Genomic DNA, 18,357 nt, shown 5'->3' with positions numbered 1-18,357 from the left:
CCCTTGATGCCGCCTGGCCGAGTGCAGACACTCGGCAGGCAGGGCTTAACGCTTGTCCTCGGTCCGGGTCTCGAAGTCACTGGCATCGTGACGTTCGTGGAGTTGCGTCTCGGGCTCGCCGAAGGTGCGGTTGACCATCCGCCCACGCTGCACCGCCGGACGCGCGTCGATCTCCTCGGCCCAGCGCACGACATGCGTGTACTCGTGGACTTGCAGGAACTCGGCGGCATCGTAGAGACGCCCCAGCACCAATTGCCCGTACCAGGCCCAGTTGGCGATGTCGGCGATGCTGTACTCGTCGCCGGCCAGATAGCGGTTTTCCGCCAGGTGCCGGTTCAGCACGTCGAGCTGACGCTTGGTTTCCATGGCGTAACGGTCGATGGGGTACTCGAGCTTGACCGGCGCGTAGCTGTAGAAATGCCCGAAACCGCCGCCGAGGAACGGCGCGCTGCCCATCTGCCAGAACAGCCAATTGAGCGCCTCGGTGCGTGCCGCATGCTCCTTGGGCAGGAACTCCCCGAATTTCTCGGCGAGGTACAGCAGGATCGAGCCGGACTCGAACACCCGTGTCGGCGTGTCGGTGCTGTGGTCCATGAGCGCCGGAATCTTCGAGTTCGGATTGACCTCGACGAAACCGCTGCCGAATTGATCGCCCTCGCCGATATCGATCAGCCAGGCGTCGTACTCGGCGCCCTGGTGCCCCAGCGCCAGCAATTCCTCGAACATCACCCCCGCCTTGACGCCATTGGGCGTGGCCAGCGAATACAGCTGGAAGGGATGCTTGCCCACCGGGAGTGCTTTCTCGTGGGTGGGCCCCGCGACCGGGCGGTTGATGCTCGCGAACTTGCCGCCGCTTTCCTTCGGTTCCCACACCCGGGGTGGCGTGTACTCAGTCTCTTGGCTCATGCAGCCTCCTGGTCAGTGCGTCGGATCTCATCTCGCCAGGCGGCGGGATCGTCCAGTCGCCTAGAAAGGTAGTCTGATAATCATTGGGACGCGAGGCGGGTGGTTCAATGCGCATGCCGTCACATGAAACGATCGCCTGGTTACAAATCATGACAACGCGCCAAGGCACGGGGTAAATTATCATTCGTGCGCCATGGCGCCCGATCCACGAGAACCGACACAAGGCGCCACGATGTCCACGTTCCAGAAGCCGTACATTGCCCCGTTCGACAACGATGTCACGCCGTCATCCTGGTCACTCTCCCCGCACGAATCCGACCGACGCCAGTCGGACACCCCCTTGCATCGCTCGGCCTCGCAGCGTCGCAACGCCTTGAAGGAGCAACGCATCCAGGCGTTGCTGGACCACTGTCGGGATGAAGCGCTGAAGCAGCTGATCGGTCCCTTCGGACTGACGCCCGCAATGTTCGATGACATCGACGGCGGCAACGTGACCACCCAGCACAATGCCCACCAGGACATCTACGCCAAGGCCTCGGAAAAATACGACCGGAACGATTACGACTACCAAGGTGCCAAGCGAGACAAGAAGCGCAACGCCGTGCAAGCGGGCGAGATGAACGCCGACACCTTCACGGACGCCTATACCGGCGAACAGGCACCGACCAAGCGCACCACGTCCAACGGCAAGCAAGCCATGAATGCGGAACTGGATCACACCATTCCGCTCAAGCAGGTACATAAGGAAGGCGGCTGGATGCGCACTCCGGAAGGGCGGCAGACGCTTGCCTCGGAGGACAAGAACCTGAACTACACCACGCTGGAGAACAATCGCAGAAAAAGCGATGCGCCCGCCGAGGAAGCGCTCTCCGCACAACAGGGGTACGACGAGACACGCACCGGCCCTCTCGTCGAAGAAGCGCGCACCGCCATCGACACTCACCTGCCCGATACCGGTGAGCGAGTCGCTTACCATGCCAAGGAGCTCGGCAAGACCGGCACCCGGGAATTCGGCAAGGCGGGCATGCGGCGCGCCCTGGGACTGTTGCTGCATGAACTGGTCAGCGGTGTCTTCTCCGAGGTGGCGTCGGTGGTCAACGACCGCACGCATCCCGACTCGCTGCTCGAACGCTTGACCGCCGCGATAAAGCGCGTGGCCAGACGCGTGCAGGGCAAGTTCAAGGACGCCCTCGGCGAATTCTTCAAGGGCGGGCTGCAAGGCTTCATCAGTAACCTTCTCACCTTCCTCATCAACAACCTCATCACCACCTCTGCCAAGGTGGTCACCATCATCCGTGAAGGCATCCACCAGCTATGGGATGCATTGAAGATGATGCTCTGGCCACCCGAAGGCATGAGTCATGAGGCACGGCTGCGTGCCATTGCCAAAAGCGTTGCCGGGCTTTTCACGCTAGGTGCCGGCATGCTGTGGGAAGAGTCTCTCAACGCTTTCTTGCTCGGCATTCCGCCACTGGCGCCAATCGCCGGTTTCATCTCTCCGGTCCTTACCGGCCTGCTGACCGGGTTGGCGACGGCCTTGCTGATGTATGCCATCGATTCGATCATCGACTGGATGCTCGACAAGGGAACCGCCTGCCTGAACAGCCAAATCGATGCCTTGGAAGGCTACCAATCGCTGATGCGCCAGACGGCCGAGCGTATCGACGTGCAACTCCGGCTATCCGCGAGCTACCGGGCATCGCTCGGCCTCAACGACAGCATCTCGCACGACTGGCAGGAGGCCGGCGAGGCACTTGCCGATGCCAACCGGGCCGCCGAAGCCACTCGTGCGACACACGATGACACGCGCACCAGCCTCGATAACGCCACGCGCACGCAGCAAGACGTCAATGCAGCCCTCACCCGCCTTCTCGGCCGATCTCACAAGGAAACATGAGATGTCCAACGTCATTGCCCAGCTCGCCAAGACCCAGCCACCGAAAGAACTGCTTCAGCACATCGACATACAGGACATCTACGAAAAGTTTCACGAGACCTTCAAGCGCCTGGACGACTTCAAGGATATCCGCGACAAGCATGAACAGCGCGGCTTCCTGGGGCGCCTGTTCAACGGCAAGGAGCTGAAGGACGCGCAACTCGATGCTCACGAGCTGCAGGCGGAGTTCTCGAAGACATTGGCTCAGCTGATGATGATCAGCACCATGCAGTCGCAACAGCTGGTGTCACAACAGAACCAGTTGGGCCGGCAGCAGCGCGACCTGAAAGACAAGGCCGAGTCGCTCGCCGACCACACGCGCAAACTGGAAGAGCATCAGGCCAGTATCTCCCGTCAGGCCACCGAGTTGCGCCAATACGTCACCAATCTGCTCAATGTCCAGGGACTCACCGCCGAGCATGGGCAACAGCTGATCGACATCGCCGAAGAGGTCACGACCGCCAGGGATCGCCTCACGCAGGAATTCGCGGCGCGCATGCAGGAAGTCGACGCCGCCCTGGCCGAACAGCGGGAAGGCACGCAGACGGCCCTCGAACGCACGCGCACCGAACTGCAAGAACGCCTCTCCCTCTCGGAACGCCAACTGGCCGACAGCCACCAGCACGCCGCCCAGCAGCAGGCGCAACGGCACGAGGCCTTGGCCTCCCGTCTGGAAAGCGTCAAGGCGACGCTCGAGGAGACGACCCAGGACGAGATCGACGCGCTACGCCGAGAACTCGAGATCCACAAGGCAGATGTGCAGGCCCGTCACGCCTCGCTTGCCGAAACGCTTGCTCACACCAGACACGCGTGGGAAAGGCAACTGGATCATGCCATCCAGGAAAGCCAGGCAACGCTCACACGAGCGCTGGACGACCACGCGAAACACGGCGAACAGGCCCTCGCGTCGCTGCGCACCGAGCTTGCTCAGTTGCAACAGCGGCAAGCCGCCGACGCCAAGGCACAGCGACGACGCACCGGTTATCTCTGGGCCTGCATGGCGTTGCTCGCCATCGCCGGCGGCATCGGTATCGCGTACCCCTACCTGACACTCAGTCACCTCGTCTAGCCACCGCCACGGCCAGTACCGGCGCCAGGGGGAGACGCGGCAGCAGGGTGGCCTGGTAGGCGTGGTAGAGGTCGGGTTTGACGTCGCCCTGCGCCGGGTCGATGACGAGGCGGTGGTCCAGTTCCTGCTGCCAGCCGCCGCGCTTCCGGTCGATGAAGGTGGTGTCGATGAAATCCCACAAGTGGCGGTACCAGCGCTCGTAGTGCGCCTCGCCCGTGCGTTGCAGGAAGGCACCGGCGGCGGCCAGTGCCTCGGCATGGGTCCAGTGGCGGCGACGGCGCGAGCTCGGCTGGCCTTGCCAGTCCACGGTATACACCAGCCCCGGCGCGCCATCGGGGGCCCAGCCATCGCGCAGGCTGGCCTCGAACAGCGCGGCGGCGTCCGCGAACAGCCAGGCAGGCGCCTCCCGTCCGCGCATCTCGAGCGCCGCCTCCAGATGCAGCATCAGGCGCGACCATTCGAAGCCGTGTCCGGGCGTGGCGCCGTAGGGGGTGAAGTCGTGGTCCGGCTCGTCGACATGAAACGTCGGCCATTCGGCCCAGTCGCCATGGAAATGCTCGAGAATGCGGTAATCGCGAGGCGCGGCATGGCGGTGGATCAAGCGCTCGACGATGGCCAGCGCACGATCCAGCCAATGCGGCGCTTCGCGCACATCGGCCAACGCCAGGCACAGCTCCACGCCATGCATGTTGCTGTTGCCGCCACGGTAGTCCGCCAGCTCGTGCCATCCTTGCGCATAACGCTCGACGAAGGCCTGCTCGTCCTCAGACCAGAAGCGCGTCTCGATGACCTCGACCACCTCATCGAGCAGCCGCAGCGCGCCGGGAATGCCCGCCTGGGTCGCGGTCGCGGCCCCCAGGGCGACGAAGTGATGCAGGTAGCACTGCTTGGTGCGATCCTCCGTCAAAGCGGGATCGCTCGCCAACCAGCCGCCGTCTCGTTCGTCGCGCAGCAAACCGCTCAAGGCACGTATGGCATGCTCGGCCAGCGACGCCGCGCCGGGCACGCCCTGCATCGCCGCCAACCCATAGCTGTGCGCCATGCGGCCGGTGATCATGGTGTCCGCACCCGCCCCCTCGGGAATTCGCCCATCGCCATCCAGCGGCGCGAAACCGCCGGTATCGAGCCGCGCCTGACGGTGGAACTCGAGCAGCCTCAAGCCCTCTCGCGTCAGCCAATGGTGATGAGTCTCGGTTTCCAACCAGCCCCGTGCCGGTGAATGCGTATTATCTGCCATGCCTTGCGCGCCTCGCGTGACCAAAACGTTGGCTGTCATTAGCCATTGACGACGGTACCACCATTGGGGTGAATCGTCTGGCCGCTGATGAAAGAGGCATCGAGACTCGCCAGGAAGACGAATACCGGTCCCAGCTCGCTGGGCTGTCCGGCGCGTCCCATCGGCGTCTCCTCGCCGAAGCCTTCCAGCCATTGCGGGTCGTGGGCGCCCAGCGTCGCCGGCTGCAACGGCGTCCACACCGGCCCGGGCGCCACGGCGTTGACACGAATGCCGCGCCCCACCACCTGGTTCGAGAGACTCCGCGTGAAGCTGACGATTGCCCCCTTGGTGGCCGAATAATCGACCAGGAAGTCCGGCCCGATATAGGCATTCACCGAGGCGTTGTTGATGATGGCGTCGTCCTCGCCCAGGTGCGGCAACGCCGCCTTGGCGAGATAGAACTGGCTATGCATGTTGGTCTCGAACACCGAGCGCCACTGCTCGTCGGAAAGCTCGGTCAGGTCCTGGCACACCCACTGGGTGCCGGCATTATTGACCAGGATGTTGAGCCCTCCGTAGACCTGCACCGTCTCGTCGATGCAACGACGGCAGAACTCGGCTTCCGCCAGGTCGCCCTCGATCAGATGACAACGGCGCCCTTCGGCCTCCACCAGGCGCTGCGTCTCGGCGGCATCCTCGCGCTCGCTCAGGTAGACCACCGCCACATCGGCGCCCTCGCGAGCGAAGTGGATCGCCACCGAGCGGCCGATGCCGCTGTCGCCACCGGTGATCAAGGCGATCTTGCCTTCCAGCTTCGCCGCTCCCCGATAGCCGGGACGGATCATTTCCGCCGGCGGGTCCATCTCGGCTTCGCTGCCCGGCAGTGTCTGGGACTGTGCGTGAATCGCGACCTTGCGAACCATGCTCACCTCCATGTGGTGCCCATGTATGAAGAAATGCCGGGCCCGACAGGTATCGGGCCCGAATCCTCAACGTAGACCCGGGTATGAGGCAGCACAAGCGCACGCTTATTCACGTCGCGTCAGGGCTCGCTGGTATTCGTCCCGCCACGCCTGGGCATGCAGGGCGGTATCGTCGGGGAATCGCCCCAGCGCGACGGCCAGCTCGAAAAAGCCCCGTGCCGGCATGTGGGGGGCACGACGGCTGACCACCAGCGCGGCAATGAAGGGACGCCCCTCGGCGGCATCCTCGCGCATCGACGCCTCCAGCGCCTGGGTGACGCGTGCGATGGTACGCGGCGGCTGCAAGCCGAGCGCTTCGGCAAGCCGGTGGTAGGTCATCGGCAACGCCGTGGGCGGTGCCATTTGCAGGCATTCACGCACGGCGACACTCAGCGGTAGCGGGGTCTCGGGCATGATGGCGCTCACGCCGTGGGATCGAAGCGTTTGAGTTCGCGAATATCGACATGCTCCCACACGCGTCCGGTCATGTAGGGCTCGACATCCAGCCACGCCTGCAAGGCCTGGCGATCGGCGAATCGAAAATGCGCATTGGAGCCGATCATCTTGCCGTCGTCATCCAGGATCGCCCCGCCACTCAGGAAACAGCCCTCCCGGGCCAGCGCGCGTACGCCTGCCAGATGCGCCTCGCGGTTGGCCAGGCGGCGGTTCAGGGCATCATCGTCGGTGTAGTCGTAAGCGACTACGGCATATTCGGTCATCGGATCGCCTCGCGTCTGTGTGCATGGGAAAAGCGTTTACCACCATGGCCTAAATCATGCGCGAGCGCAGGACATGGTACAACGGTGGTTGACGCCGTCGCGGCGTCACGACACGTTCGAAGGCGAGCGCCTCGCCCGGGCCAGCCCCTTTCACTCAGGACACCGCCGACCGATACCGTTTGCCCATGCCGACACCAATACTGCCGTACTGTCCCTCAAAGTACCGCGCGATCGCCGCTTCCGCCCGACCGGCGTCGGGCGCAATATGAGCGATACGCGTCTTTTTCGTTCGCTGCGCTTCTACAATTATCGGGTGTGGGCGATCGGTGCCCTGATCTCCAACATCGGCACCTGGATGCAGCGCGTGGCACAGGACTGGCTGGTGCTGACCGTGCTCACCGCCCACGACGCCAGCGCCGTGGGCATCACCATCGCCTTGCAGTTCGCTCCCCAACTGCTGCTGCTGCCTCTCACCGGGTACGCGGCCGATCATTTCGACCGGCGCCGACTGATCCTCGTGACCCAGGCGTTGCTCGGTCTGCTGGCATTGGGACTGGGCCTGGTCACCGTCACGGGCGCGGTGACACTGTGGCAGGTCTATGCCTTCGCCCTGGGACTGGGCTGCGTCACGGCCTTCGATGCACCGCTCAGGCAGACCTTCGTCAATGACCTGGTGGGCGAGGCCTATCTCGCCAACGCGGTGGCACTCAACTCGACCTCTTTCAATGCCGCGCGCATGATCGGCCCCGCCGTGGCCGGGTTGTTGATCGCCGTCGTCGGCAGTGGTTGGGTGTTCCTGATCAACGCCGCCTCGTTCGCCGCCGTGCTGGGATCGCTGTGCCTGCTGCGCCACGACGAACTGTACTCCACCGCGCGCCCGAGACACCACGTCGGCGGATTGACGGAGGGCTTTCGTTACGTGTGGCAGCGGCCCGACCTGAAAGCCACCCTGCTCATGCTGTTCGTCATCGGCACCTTCGGCCTCAACTTCGCGGTCTACATTTCCACCATGTCGGTGCGCGTGTTCCACGGCGAGGCCGGTCAGTACGGGCTGCTTTCCTCCTGCCTGGCCGTCGGCTCGGTCACCGGCGCGTTACTCGCCGCCAAGCGCGAACGCCCGCGCACGCGGTTGCTGTGCCTCTCGACCCTGGGGTTCGGGGTGTTCTGCGGCCTGGCGGCGCTCGCCCCCAACCCGTACGTCTTCGCCGTCGCCCTGATGCTGACCGGCCTGGCCGCACTGACCTTCATGACCGCCTCCAGCGCGCTGATTCAACTCTCGACGGAACCGACGATGCGCGGCCGGGTCATGGCGTTGCGCATGGCCATCACCATGGGCGGCACACCGCTCGGCGCCCCCATCGTCGGCTGGCTGGCCGATCACGCCGGTCCGCGCTGGGCGATGTCCGTCGGTGCCACGGCCGGTCTCGTCGCCGCCCTGATCGGGGGAATCATGCTGTTACGGCAGCGACGTCGCCACTGGCCGGCCTATCTGCAAACCCCTCATGGTCATGGCGACGCCTGAGGGCATCCAGCGCCCATGACGGGCCATGGCAGCTGGCCTCGGCTCATACCATGCCACCGTTGACGCGCAGGATCTGGCCATTGACCCAACGTCCCTGCGTCCCGGCCAGGAACGAGACCACCTCGGCGATTTCATCAGGCTGCCCCAGACGTTCGAACGGCGACAGATTGGCGATCGATTGCACCTGATCGTCGCTCTTTCCCTCCAGGAACAACTCGGTCGCCACGGGCCCCGGCGCCACGGCATTGACGGTGATCTCGCGCCCTCGCAGCTCGTTGGCCAGCACTCTCACCAAGCCTTCGACCCCGGCCTTGCTGGCGATATAGGCACCGTAACCGGGGAATGACTTGCCCAGCACCGAGGACGAGAACGCAATGATGCGTCCGCCCTCGCGCAGGACCTCGGCGGCTTGCGACATCACCAGCCAGCTGCCGCGCAGGTTGGTCGCCAGTGTTCTGTCGAGGATGTCGACGTTGTCGACGGTCATGTTGGCCATCTGCATCACGCCGGCGTTGTTGACCACCACATCGAGCCGCCCGAAGGCGTCTTGCGTTTCCTCGAACAAGCGCCTGACGGCGTGAGCGTCCCCGATATCCGCCTGCACCGGCAGAGCGCGTCCGCCTGCGGCTTCGATATCCGCCACGACCTGTTCGGCCAGCGCTCGATTGCCCGCGTAATTCACCGCCACGGCGAATCCATCGGCGGCCAATTGCAACGCAATGGCACGTCCAATACCGCGGGAAGCTCCTGTCACCAGAGCGACTTTGCGTACGCGACTCGTCATGAATCGACTCCTTATCGGCTGCGAATGCATCGGTGAATGTCCGGCGTTGTCCAGCGGGTCTTCCACTGGAAAACGGCATCAGTATTCGTATTTTCCTGACCTGGATAAATCGACTAATCTGCCAACACCATTCATTCAAGATAAACAATCATGGATCGGTTCGATTCGATGACGCTCTTCGTGCGTATCGTGGAGAGCGGCAGCTTCACCCGAGCGGCCAACGCGCTGGACATCCCCCGAGCCACCGCGACGCTGGCGATTCAGCGACTGGAGTCGCGGCTTGGCGTGCGTCTGCTGGAGCGCACCACCCGCCAGGTACGCCCGACGCCGGAAGGCGAGGCCTTCCACCAGCGCTGCCTTCACCTGCTGGCGGAACTCGAAGATGCCGAGGCGATGCTTCAGCCCATCGCGGACAACCCGCGCGGCGTGTTGCGCGTCGAACTGCATGGCACGCACGCCAGCCGCATCGTGCTGCCACACCTCGACGACTTCCACGCGCGCTATCCCTTGCTGGAACTGGTCATCACCACGGGCGACCGGCGAGTCGACCTCGTCGGTGAAGGCATCGATTGCGCCGTGCGCAGCGGCGAGCCCGAGGATTCCAGCCTGGTCGCCCGGCGACTGGCCACACTTGAGCAAGTCATCTGCGCGAGCCCGGCCTACCTGGAACGCATGGGAATGCCGAGCACCCCCGAGTCGCTCCGCCACCATCACGGTGTCCATTTCATTTCCGGGTTCAATGCACCGGACAGGACCCTCGACGTGGTCGTCGACGGTGAGACACGCCATGTCACTACCGGCGGCTGGCTCACCGTCAACGACGCGGATAGCTATGTCGTCAGTGCACTGGAGGGCTTCGGGCTGATTCAGTTGCCGCGTTTCCGGCTCACGCCTCATCTGGAGACCGGAGAACTGGTGGAAGCCCTGCCCAGGTGGGAAAAACCGAGCCTGCCGCTCTACGCCGTGTATCCGCAAAGACGCCACCTCTCGCCGAGGGTGCGCGTCTTCCTGGAGTGGATCAGCGACCTCTACGAGGCCAGCTTCGGCGGTGGCTGAAGACGATGCGGCCAACGTCTTGCCCATGCCCGAGACCGGATGACGGCACTCGCGATCCCGGCTGGCTCACTCAGGCAGCCCCGCCGCCATGGCCGGATGGGAGCCCCGAGCACTCGCCGAGAGCGACGTCGCGCTCGCTGATGACCGTCACCTCCCGCGGCCACCACTCGGGGTGATGATCCCGGATGAAGGCCATCAGCTTCTCCCGCACATTCATCTCGGCGATCCAGCCCGCGAACGGGTCCGACGTCATCAGATAGCACACCACCGTCTGCGCCCGCTCGGTCTGCCCCGTCACGTAGCAAGACAGCTTGTGGTGTTCGACGACGTTTTCCTCTTCCTGCGCGTACTCCAGGAACTTCTCCCGCAGGCACTGGACGTCGGCACTCAGGTGCAGGATCAATTCCAGGCTCCGGTACTCCTTGGCGTTCTTGACCGACAGGTTTTCGAAGGGGCGGGAGACGAAGTAGGTGACCGGCACGATCAAGCGCCGGTCGTTCCAGACCCGCAGGCGAATGAAGGTGTAGAAGATTCCCTCCACGTAGCACCACTGGCCCTCGAACACCACCAGATCGCCGATGCGGATGGGCTTCGCCAGCGACAACTGGAACGACGAGAGGATATTGCTGATCACGGCCTGGCCGGCGATGCCCACCAGCACCGTCAGGACACTGGCCGAGGCCAGCAAGGTGATGCCCAGCGTCTCGAAGAGCTGGACCTGGCTCAGCACATAGATCGACACCACGGTGACCGTGATCAGGATGATGATCCGGCGCAACGCGTAGAGTGTCGTCAGCAGCTTGCGTTCGTCCTTGGGCTTGGAGTCATCGATCTGTCCCATGAGCCGCCGCGTCAGTCGCAACATCAGGGTATCGACGAAACGCAACGCCACCGTCCCCGCGCCCCAGGCCAGAACGACGATCAACAGCACCCGCAGCGATGAGGTCGCCACCGCCGAGAACGACACCACGTAGTCGAGCAGCATCTGGGTCACCAGCGACATGACGACGAGCGCCACGGGCAGCTTGATGCGACCGGTGAAGATGCTGGGCGCGCCGGCCGGCAACCAGCGTGCCAGCACCCCGACCAGACGGTAGACCCACCAGCCCATCAGGCCCACCACCAGCAGGAAGACCGGGATGGCGATCCACTCCCAGATCTTGAGCGCCCCGAACGAGGCCTTGAAGCGTTCCGGGATGTACGTCTCGAACATCAAGGGGCCGTATTCCTCGTAAAGCAACGGCACCGAAGACACGCTGTCCGGCATGACCAGCCAGACCGGTTCCTGGTCACCCACCCGGTAGCGCCCCAGGCGGATGTCATAGGTTTCGCCCTGGGCCGTCAGGGAGGCCAGCTTGAGGTTGCGACGCGGCTCCCCCGCCTGGGGATGCTGACCCGAGGGGTCCTCGATGGCGGCATCCTGGCGCCCGGGGAGATCGGAAACCTTCAGCAATTCGCCTCGCTTGAGCACTTCGGCCAATTGCCTGGCCAGTTGGCCGCCGCGCTTGCGCTGCTCCGCCGGTGTCAACTCGGAAAGATTGAGGGCATGCGCCGCCGCCGCCAAATCTTCATTCTCGGTCAGCGTCAGAAAGCTGCGGATCAACTCCCGTGGCGTCACGCGCTCGACCGTCTCGGGTGGCTCGCCCAGTCCCGCGTTCAGCGAATCGACGACGAACCAGCGCGTCTCCTCGCGCTCCTCTTCCGGCGTTTGCGCCGCACACAGGCCGGTCATCGTGAACGCCACCGCAGCCATCAGCCACAGTCGCCATGCGCCATTTTTCTTCATAAGTCCCTTACCGATTCCGTGGGTCATCCATGCCTGCCACCCGGTACCGGATCGCTCCAGACCCGGCCTCCCCGCGCCTGTAAAGCGAGAGATGTTAGTGGTTGCTCGCAGTACAGCGCACCGGCCACCGCCGCGTCCAGTCTTCCTTTCCCGCACCCGGTCCTGAGGACCCGCTTTCATGGCTCAGCAAGGGGCCGCAGTACGACTCTTTTGGTGGGGCCTGCATGAGCAAACTACACTGCAGCCGGGGATGCCTCACGCCCGTCACGCCTTCGGACCTCGCGTGACGAGGTGCCTTTCACTGATCCGCAAAAGGAGTTTGCCGTGATGGTCACTGCCGAAAGGTCGATACGAAGTGGACCGAACCCGCTGCATGGCATGTTGTTGGCGGGCGCCTTTCCACTCTTTCTGGGTGCCGCATTGAGCGACTATGCCTACGCCTCGACATATCACATTCAATGGGGCCACTTCGCTTCCTGGCTGAACGCCGGCGGCCTGGTGTTCTGCGGTCTGGCGCTGATCTGCGCGCTGATCGGCATCTTTCGCTCGGCCGGCCACCGAGGACTTTCCGTCGTCTACTTCCTGCTGCTGCTGGTGACCTGGGGCCTGGGCGTCGTCAACGCGCTGGTCCACGCCAGAGACGCCTGGGCGATGATGCCGACGGGACTGACGCTCTCCATCGTCATTGCCGTGCTCTCTTTCATCGCCGTCTGGATCGGATTCATCAGCCGCAAGCGCGGAGGTCAGTCATGAAGCTAACATCCAAGTCCACTGGCATGCGTTACGTCGCTCCCCTTTCGCTCCTGCTGCTCGCCGGCGGCGCCCAGGCCGCCGACTCGGGCCAGGAGTACGGTCCTGACCCGGAACTGCCCGAACCGCAGCGAGGCCTTCTGCCCAACATGACGGTGCCCGAGCAGGCCCCTTGGGGCGACGCGAAACCCGCGGTACCCGATGGCTACACGATCACCGCCATCGCCACCGACCTCAAGGTCCCACGTCAGACGCTGGTGCTCCCGAACGGCGATATCCTGGTGGCGGAAGGCAAAGGCGGCGGCAAGGCGCCGAAATCGCGGCCTAAGGATTTCATCGCCGGGCTGATCCAGTCGCAAGGCACCACCTCGGTCAAGGGCGGCGACCGGCTGACCCTGCTGCGCGACGGCAACGGCGATGGCAAATACGAGGAACAGACGGTCTTCGCCGACAACCTCAATGCGCCCTACGGCCTCGCCCTGGTGGATGACGATCTCTACGTGGCCAATCAAGATTCGCTCGTTCGCTTCGACTACGAAGAAGGCCAGACCGAAGCCAGCGGCCCACCGGAACTGGTCACGCCGCTGCCGTCGGAGATCAATCATCACTGGACCAAGGCCCTGACCGCCAGCGCGGAAGGCGACTATCTCTACGTCGGCATCGGTTCCAACAGCAACATCACCGAACGCGGCATGGCGGCGGAAGTGAACCGTGCGGAAATCTGGGAGATCGATCCGGAGACCGGGGCGCATCGCGCCTATGCCACCGGCGTGCGCAACCCCACCGCGCTGACCATCCAGCCGGAGACCGACCGGCTCTGGGCCGTCGTCAACGAACGTGACGAACTCGGCCCCGACCTGGTGCCGGATTACCTCACCTCGATCCAGGATGGCGGCTTCTACGGCTGGCCGTACAGCTACTGGGGCCAGCACGTCGATCCGCGCGTGCGTCCGCAGAACCCCGAGAAGGTGGAAGCGGCGATCGCCCCCGACTACAGCCTCGGCTCGCACCACGCGCCGCTCGGCGTCGACTTCTCCAACCCGGCCGTGGGCGGGGAATTCGCCAACGGCGTCTTCGTCGGCGAGCACGGCAGCTGGAACCGTACCGATCCCGTGGGGTACAAGGTGGTCTTCATCCCCTTCGAGGACGGTGAGCCCGCCGGCGACCCGGTCGACTTCGTCTCCGGCTTCCTGACCGGCGACGGCAAGACCCGCGGCCGCCCCGTCGGCGTCACCGTCGCGCCGGATGGCTCGGTGATCGTCGCCGACGACATGACCAACGCGATCTGGCGGGTCACACGGGATGGCAACGCGGCATCGTCAACGCAACCCGCCGCCGAGGCGTCAGCGGACGCCTCCAGCGAGGAAGCCACGCCGCCGGAAGACGAGGCCGAGATGCCCGAGGACGGCTACGCCGGGGATGGCTGACCCCGGCGCAGGGCGCCCGGCTCGACCGTTACTCGATGATCGAGGCGAAGCGATCGTTCAACCGTCTGAGTGCGGGCTTGAGCAGGGGCGCCGGCTTGTCGCGGCGCATCAGCGCTTCTTCTCCGGCATAGCTGAAGGTGATCGCTTGCGCGGCGAGCCAGCGTAGCGGCTCGACTTCCCAGCGTTTTATCAGCTGACGATGACTGGCGTCGCTGAAGGCCCAGGGCATGCGCACCCGCTCGGTATCGCGCTCGAGGATCATCTCCGCCAGGGTGCGACCGAACAGGTGCGAGGCGGCCACCCCTTCGCCGGCGTAACCGCCCGCGGTGGCAAGGCCGCTGGCGCGGTCGAGGATCGCATGCGGGCGGAAGTTGCGCGACAAGCCCAGCGAACCGCCCCAGCCATACTCGACCCTGACACCCTCCAGCGCGGGCAGGAGATCCACCAGCAAATCCCGCCGCATGCGAATGGCCCCATCATCGATCGCCTGGTCGGCCTTGGATCTGGCGCCGAGATAATAGTTGCCGCGGGCGCCGAAAACGATGCGCCCGTCGGCGGTGCGATGACCGTAATTGATCAACCGGCTGGCATCCGCGAAGGCGGGACGCTCGGCCATGCCGATCTCCTGCCAGCGGGCTTCCGATAGCGGCTCGGTGGCGATCACCAGGCTCTGCACCGGAATCACGTGGCGCTTGAAATCGAGGAACCGGTCGGCGTACCCCTCGGTGGCACACACCACCATCGGTGACTCGACGCTGCCTTCGCGCGTGCTCACCTTGTGGTGCGACAGGGTCTCGGCACGGCTCTGCTCGTGGATCGTCACGCCCAGGCGCTCGACGCGCTCGGCCAGGCCAGCGACCAGCTTGGCCGGGTTCACGGTGGCGACCTGGCGGTGGTAGATGCCGCCATGGCCGTTTCTGAACCGGGCCTTCTCCGAGAGTTGTTCGGCATCCAGCCAGTAGCAGTTCGCCTCGCTGTGACCCAGCTCATGCAGATGCTGCAGGTAGTCGCGCTGGATGGCGATCTGATCTCGGTAGCGAGCCGCCGCATAGATCGCGCCGCCCTTGTTGAAATCGGCCTCGATCCCCTCGTGCGCCAGTACCCGACCCACCTCGTCGACGTTATCGGCCACCACGCCGCAACAGGTTCGCCGCTCTTCACGTGACAAGCCCCCGATGTGTCGTTCCAGCCCGGCGAGGTTACCCACCACCCAGCCGCCATTGCGCCCCGATGCGCCATGCCCGACTCGCTCGGCCTCGAGCACGACGATCTCCCGCTCGGGGGCAAGGCGCTTCAGGTAATAAGCGGTCCATAGCCCGGTGAAGCCGGCACCGACGATGACCACGTCGGCCTGGACATGCGCGGTCAGGCGCGGGCGCGACGCCGGCCGCTCGTCCAGGGTGGTGCTCCAGAAGTTGCTAGGCGCGTCAGTGTGCATGGCGTATTCGCTCGTCCGAGATCACATGTAGCCCAGCACCAGATACCCCGCGGCGGCAATACAGCCCGCGAGGGCCGCATAAGGCAACTGGGTGAAGGCGTGCTGGAAGGGAGTGCAGCCGCTGGCCTGGGCGGTCAGCACCGTGGCATCGGAATAGAAGCAGGCATGGCTGCCGAAGGTGCTGGCAGAGAGCGTGGCACCGATCACCAGCGTCATGTCGGCCCCGAGGTTCTGCCCCAGCACGGCGACGATCGGCAGGATGATCACGAAGACGCCCCAGTTGGACCCGGTGGCAAAGGACACGAAGCCCATGACGGTGAAAATGATGAAGGGCAGCATTTCCGCGCTGACCAGCGGCTCGACCGTGGTGATGACATAATCGGCGAGCCCCAGCGAGGTATTGACCTCATTGAAGAGGAAGGCGGCCACCAGCACGGCCAGGGCATCCAGCATCGACTTGAAGCCTTCCAGGATATTGTCGAAGGTCTGGCTGGGCGACAGCTTCTTGAACCCGATGAAGGCCACGATCATGCCGGCCAGGGTCACGAAGATGCCCATCAGGAAATCCAGGTCGAACCACCAGGTAAAGAAGGCCAGTGACGCCATGGGCAGCAGGAAGGACCAGATGCTGCCTTTCGCATGGGTGTCCGCTTCGAGGTGGGCGATTTCGTCATCGATGTGTTCGGCACCGGGCGGCACGCACTGCCCTTGTTTTTCGGCACGCTGCTCGGCCTTCTTCATCGGGCCGAAGGCAGGAATCCAGCGAAAGATGAAAAGCGGCACCAGGATCACCGCGACCCAGGGGTAGAACATGAAGGGAATGGCCTGAATGTAGGTCCACACCCCCTGGCCATCCTGCGCCACGCCGTTGGTCTCGAGCAGCGCGCCGAAGAAGACCGCCCAGGTCGAGATCGGGATCAGCACGCTGATGGGCGCGGCGGTGGAGTCGACCACGTAGGCCAGCATTTCCCGGGACGTCTTGAAGCGGTCGGTGACCTTGCGCATCGAGGTGCCGACGGCCAGGGAGTTCAGGTAGTCGTCGACGAACAGGATGATGCCCATGATCCAGCAGCCCAGCAGCGCGCGAGGCTTGCTGGTGGTATAGCGCATCAGCTTGTCCGCAAAGGCGCGGGAGGAACCGGACTTGAGCAGCAGCGCGATGATGCTGCCCATCAGGCCGCAGACCATGATGACCCAGGCGACATCCTCGTTGGTCATCACCGTGAGCAGATCCTCGGTGAGGCTGCTCAAGGCATTGCCCGGATCGATCATCAAGGTGCCGATAAAGGCCCCCAGGACCAGGGGCTCGAGGGCCCGTCGGGTCCACAATGCCAGTATCAGGACGATTGCCGTGGGCAGCAGGACAAGGGGATTGTCATATTCCATCGTGTCTCACCTCAGCGGAGTTGTTGTTGTGCCTTCGTGAATGACGGGAAGCCGAATTGTCGGGCGCCAAAGCGCCGCTATTTCAGTTTTTCGAGTAATTGCTATTTGAGTTTTTCGAGTAGTTGGTAGTACCACATGCCGGCCGCGAGCAGTGCATTGCCGAGCCGGTCGTCGAGCGGGATGCGGATGTGCCGCACGTTGGCGAAGGCATCGAACTCCTCGAGCGTGCCGGAAACCGCATTGGCCATGATCTCTCCGACGATGTGCGACGTGGCGATGCCGTGGCCGGAGTAGCCCTGGGCGTAGTAGACGTTGTCAGAGAGCTTGCCGAGCTGGGGAATGCGGTTGATGACGATGCCCGCCATGCCTTGCCATTGAAAATCGATGGCAATGCCCTCGAGCTGCGGGAAGGTGTGCTCCAGGCGCGGCCGCAGCTCCGAGGCGATGTCTTGTGAATCGCGCCCCGAGTAGTTGGCGCCGCCACCGAAGAGAAGCCGCTTGTCGGCGGTCAGTCGGTAGTAGTCGAGCACGAAACGCGTGTCATAGACCGCCAGATCCTCGGGGTCGATGGACTGCACCTGTTCGGGCGATAGCGGCGCCGTCGTGACGATGCCCAGCGATGCCGGAAACAACTTGCCCTTCAGCTGCTTGCGCTCGAGGCGGTGATAGGCGTTGCCGGCCAGGATCACGCTGTCGGCCGTCACCCGGCCGTGCTCGCCGACCACCACCGGCGTATCGCCGTGCTCGATATCCACCACCGGCGAATTCTCGAAGATCAGCGCCCCCAGGCTTGCCGCCGCGCGGGCCTCCCCGAGGCACAGGTTGAGCGGGTGCAGGTGCATGTTGTAATCGTTGCGGATCGCCCCGTGATAGAGCTCAGTACCGACCACCTCGCGCACCGCCTTGGCATCCAGCCAGTGCACATGCTCGCCGATGGCATGGTGCTGCGACGCCTCGAAATCCTGTCGCAACGCCTTGATGTGGCTGGGCTTGTAGGCCGCCTGCAGGTGGCCGTGCTTGAGATCGCAGGGGATCGAATACTTTTCGACCCGCTGCTTGATGATCCGATGCCCGCGCCAGCGCAGGTTCCAGACGAAGCTGTCGGCGTCGTCGCCCAGCGTGCGGCGCATTTGTCGGGCCATGGCGTCCTGGCCGGAGAGACTGCCGGTCACCTGCCCGCCGTTGCGTCCGCTGGCCCCCCAGCCGATCCGGTTGGCCTCGACGATGGCCACGCGATAGCCGCGTTCGGCCAGCTCGACCGCCGTGGCCACGCCGGTGAAGCCGCCGCCGACGATCGCCACGTCGACACGATGCTCACCTTCCAGTCGCGGATAGTCGGATTCCTGGACGATCGATGCGGTGTAATAGGAAGCACAGCGTTGCTGGGTCATGCCTGCTCC

The 18,357-nt window shown here is 64.4% G+C and carries 16 protein-coding genes; 6 read left to right on the top strand and 10 right to left on the bottom strand.

The features are described 5' to 3' along the window. Nucleotides 1-45: 45 nt before the first annotated feature. Complete coding sequence (gene yghU / locus ABGX75_RS07250) at nt 46-906, bottom strand: glutathione-dependent disulfide-bond oxidoreductase (RefSeq protein WP_011506096.1); 861 nt, start codon at nt 904-906, stop codon at nt 46-48. 232 nt (nt 907-1,138) lie between these two features. On the opposite strand from yghU, the gene ABGX75_RS07245 reads away from it, so the two are divergent. Both ABGX75_RS07245 and ABGX75_RS07240 read left to right on the top strand, forming a co-directional pair. Further along, nucleotides 1,139-2,803, top strand: coding sequence for a hypothetical protein (locus ABGX75_RS07245; RefSeq protein ID WP_287124560.1), 1,665 nt, complete (start codon nt 1,139-1,141; stop codon nt 2,801-2,803). A gap of 1 nt (nt 2,804) precedes the next feature. Further along, nucleotides 2,805-3,911 carry a hypothetical protein gene (locus ABGX75_RS07240; protein ID WP_035414696.1) on the top strand — a complete coding sequence of 369 codons (1,107 nt, stop codon included), beginning with the start codon at nt 2,805-2,807 and terminating at the stop codon, nt 3,909-3,911. On the opposite strand, the gene ABGX75_RS07235 is transcribed toward ABGX75_RS07240, so the two are convergent. The 4 genes from ABGX75_RS07235 to ABGX75_RS07220 form a co-directional block, all read right to left on the bottom strand. Further along, nucleotides 3,895-5,148, bottom strand: a complete 1,254-nt coding sequence (locus ABGX75_RS07235) for an AGE family epimerase/isomerase (protein ID WP_287124559.1) — start codon at nt 5,146-5,148, stop codon at nt 3,895-3,897. The genes ABGX75_RS07240 and ABGX75_RS07235 overlap by 17 nt on opposite strands. Nucleotides 5,149-5,186: 38 nt before the next feature. Next, the gene (locus ABGX75_RS07230; protein ID WP_035414787.1) at nt 5,187-6,050 is read right to left on the bottom strand and encodes an SDR family oxidoreductase; all 864 of its coding nucleotides are present in this window, start codon (nt 6,048-6,050) and stop codon (nt 5,187-5,189) included. Nucleotides 6,051-6,155: 105 nt separating this feature from the next. Continuing rightward, nucleotides 6,156-6,503 carry a hypothetical protein gene (locus ABGX75_RS07225; protein WP_110062064.1) on the bottom strand — a complete coding sequence of 116 codons (348 nt, stop codon included), beginning with the start codon at nt 6,501-6,503 and terminating at the stop codon, nt 6,156-6,158. An 8-nt stretch (nt 6,504-6,511) separates the two neighbouring features. Then, on the bottom strand, nt 6,512-6,808 hold the full coding sequence (locus tag ABGX75_RS07220; protein WP_035414694.1) for a YciI family protein: 297 nt from the start codon (nt 6,806-6,808) through the stop codon (nt 6,512-6,514). 73 nt (nt 6,809-6,881) lie between these two features. On the opposite strand from ABGX75_RS07220, the gene ABGX75_RS07215 reads away from it, so the two are divergent. Beyond that, nucleotides 6,882-8,330 (top strand): MFS transporter, encoded by a 1,449-nt coding sequence (locus tag ABGX75_RS07215; RefSeq protein WP_258305833.1) that lies wholly within the window; start codon nt 6,882-6,884, stop codon nt 8,328-8,330. 43 nt (nt 8,331-8,373) lie between these two features. Here ABGX75_RS07215 and ABGX75_RS07210 read toward each other — a convergent pair whose 3' ends face one another. Then, a complete protein-coding gene (locus ABGX75_RS07210) occupies nt 8,374-9,114 on the bottom strand; it encodes an SDR family oxidoreductase (RefSeq protein WP_110062065.1) in 741 nt (246 codons plus the stop codon). Between the two features lie 150 nt (nt 9,115-9,264). Here ABGX75_RS07210 and ABGX75_RS07205 point away from each other — a divergent pair, with 150 nt between their 5' ends. Next, complete coding sequence (locus ABGX75_RS07205; protein WP_110062066.1) at nt 9,265-10,170, top strand: LysR family transcriptional regulator; 906 nt, start codon at nt 9,265-9,267, stop codon at nt 10,168-10,170. A gap of 70 nt (nt 10,171-10,240) precedes the next feature. On the opposite strand, the gene ABGX75_RS07200 is transcribed toward ABGX75_RS07205, so the two are convergent. Further along, a complete protein-coding gene (locus tag ABGX75_RS07200) occupies nt 10,241-11,956 on the bottom strand; it encodes a mechanosensitive ion channel domain-containing protein (protein ID WP_287124558.1) in 1,716 nt (571 codons plus the stop codon). 327 nt (nt 11,957-12,283) lie between these two features. Between ABGX75_RS07200 and ABGX75_RS07195 the strand changes: the two genes are divergently transcribed. Together ABGX75_RS07195 and ABGX75_RS07190 are read left to right on the top strand one after the other, a co-directional pair. Further along, nucleotides 12,284-12,709, top strand: coding sequence for a DUF2231 domain-containing protein (locus tag ABGX75_RS07195; RefSeq protein ID WP_110062068.1), 426 nt, complete (start codon nt 12,284-12,286; stop codon nt 12,707-12,709). After that, on the top strand, nt 12,706-14,133 hold the full coding sequence (locus ABGX75_RS07190) for a sorbosone dehydrogenase family protein (RefSeq protein ID WP_287124557.1): 1,428 nt from the start codon (nt 12,706-12,708) through the stop codon (nt 14,131-14,133). The genes ABGX75_RS07195 and ABGX75_RS07190 overlap by 4 nt, the downstream gene beginning before the upstream one ends. 28 nt (nt 14,134-14,161) lie before the next feature. Here the strand turns inward: ABGX75_RS07190 and ABGX75_RS07185 are convergent, their stop codons facing one another. The 3 genes from ABGX75_RS07185 to ABGX75_RS07175 all read right to left on the bottom strand — a co-directional run bounded on the left by ABGX75_RS07185 (nt 14,162) and on the right by ABGX75_RS07175 (nt 18,348). Further along, the gene (locus tag ABGX75_RS07185; RefSeq protein ID WP_287124556.1) at nt 14,162-15,571 is read right to left on the bottom strand and encodes an FAD-binding oxidoreductase; all 1,410 of its coding nucleotides are present in this window, start codon (nt 15,569-15,571) and stop codon (nt 14,162-14,164) included. A gap of 21 nt (nt 15,572-15,592) precedes the next feature. Continuing rightward, nucleotides 15,593-16,957: a Na+/H+ antiporter NhaC family protein gene (locus tag ABGX75_RS07180; RefSeq protein WP_128690055.1), complete on the bottom strand. Its 1,365-nt coding sequence runs from the start codon at nt 16,955-16,957 to the stop codon at nt 15,593-15,595. Between the two features lie 101 nt (nt 16,958-17,058). Further along, nucleotides 17,059-18,348 (bottom strand): FAD-binding oxidoreductase, encoded by a 1,290-nt coding sequence (locus ABGX75_RS07175; RefSeq protein WP_287124555.1) that lies wholly within the window; start codon nt 18,346-18,348, stop codon nt 17,059-17,061. Nucleotides 18,349-18,357: the final 9 nt, after the last annotated feature.

This window comes from Chromohalobacter sp., from assembly GCF_039830575.1.
GTDB classification, from domain to species: domain Bacteria; phylum Pseudomonadota; class Gammaproteobacteria; order Pseudomonadales; family Halomonadaceae; genus Chromohalobacter; species Chromohalobacter israelensis.
The sequence above is the reverse complement of the archived record's forward strand: the minus strand, read 5'-3'. Positions and strand labels throughout refer to the sequence as shown.

Excerpts from the sequence above, each read along its gene's own strand:
- yghU (WP_011506096.1), bottom strand. The coding sequence starts at position 906 with ATGAGCCAAGAGACTGAGTACACGCCACCCCGGGTGTGGGAACCGAAG.
- ABGX75_RS07245 (WP_287124560.1), top strand. The coding sequence starts at position 1,139 with ATGTCCACGTTCCAGAAGCCGTACATTGCCCCGTTCGACAACGATGTC.
- ABGX75_RS07240 (WP_035414696.1), top strand. The coding sequence starts at position 2,805 with ATGTCCAACGTCATTGCCCAGCTCGCCAAGACCCAGCCACCGAAAGAA.
- ABGX75_RS07235 (WP_287124559.1), bottom strand. The coding sequence starts at position 5,148 with ATGGCAGATAATACGCATTCACCGGCACGGGGCTGGTTGGAAACCGAG.
- ABGX75_RS07230 (WP_035414787.1), bottom strand. The coding sequence starts at position 6,050 with ATGGTTCGCAAGGTCGCGATTCACGCACAGTCCCAGACACTGCCGGGC.
- ABGX75_RS07225 (WP_110062064.1), bottom strand. The coding sequence starts at position 6,503 with ATGCCCGAGACCCCGCTACCGCTGAGTGTCGCCGTGCGTGAATGCCTG.
- ABGX75_RS07220 (WP_035414694.1), bottom strand. The coding sequence starts at position 6,808 with ATGACCGAATATGCCGTAGTCGCTTACGACTACACCGACGATGATGCC.
- ABGX75_RS07215 (WP_258305833.1), top strand. The coding sequence starts at position 6,882 with ATGGTACAACGGTGGTTGACGCCGTCGCGGCGTCACGACACGTTCGAA.
- ABGX75_RS07210 (WP_110062065.1), bottom strand. The coding sequence starts at position 9,114 with ATGACGAGTCGCGTACGCAAAGTCGCTCTGGTGACAGGAGCTTCCCGC.
- ABGX75_RS07205 (WP_110062066.1), top strand. The coding sequence starts at position 9,265 with ATGGATCGGTTCGATTCGATGACGCTCTTCGTGCGTATCGTGGAGAGC.
- ABGX75_RS07200 (WP_287124558.1), bottom strand. The coding sequence starts at position 11,956 with ATGAAGAAAAATGGCGCATGGCGACTGTGGCTGATGGCTGCGGTGGCG.
- ABGX75_RS07195 (WP_110062068.1), top strand. The coding sequence starts at position 12,284 with ATGGTCACTGCCGAAAGGTCGATACGAAGTGGACCGAACCCGCTGCAT.
- ABGX75_RS07190 (WP_287124557.1), top strand. The coding sequence starts at position 12,706 with ATGAAGCTAACATCCAAGTCCACTGGCATGCGTTACGTCGCTCCCCTT.
- ABGX75_RS07185 (WP_287124556.1), bottom strand. The coding sequence starts at position 15,571 with ATGCACACTGACGCGCCTAGCAACTTCTGGAGCACCACCCTGGACGAG.
- ABGX75_RS07180 (WP_128690055.1), bottom strand. The coding sequence starts at position 16,957 with ATGGAATATGACAATCCCCTTGTCCTGCTGCCCACGGCAATCGTCCTG.
- ABGX75_RS07175 (WP_287124555.1), bottom strand. The coding sequence starts at position 18,348 with ATGACCCAGCAACGCTGTGCTTCCTATTACACCGCATCGATCGTCCAG.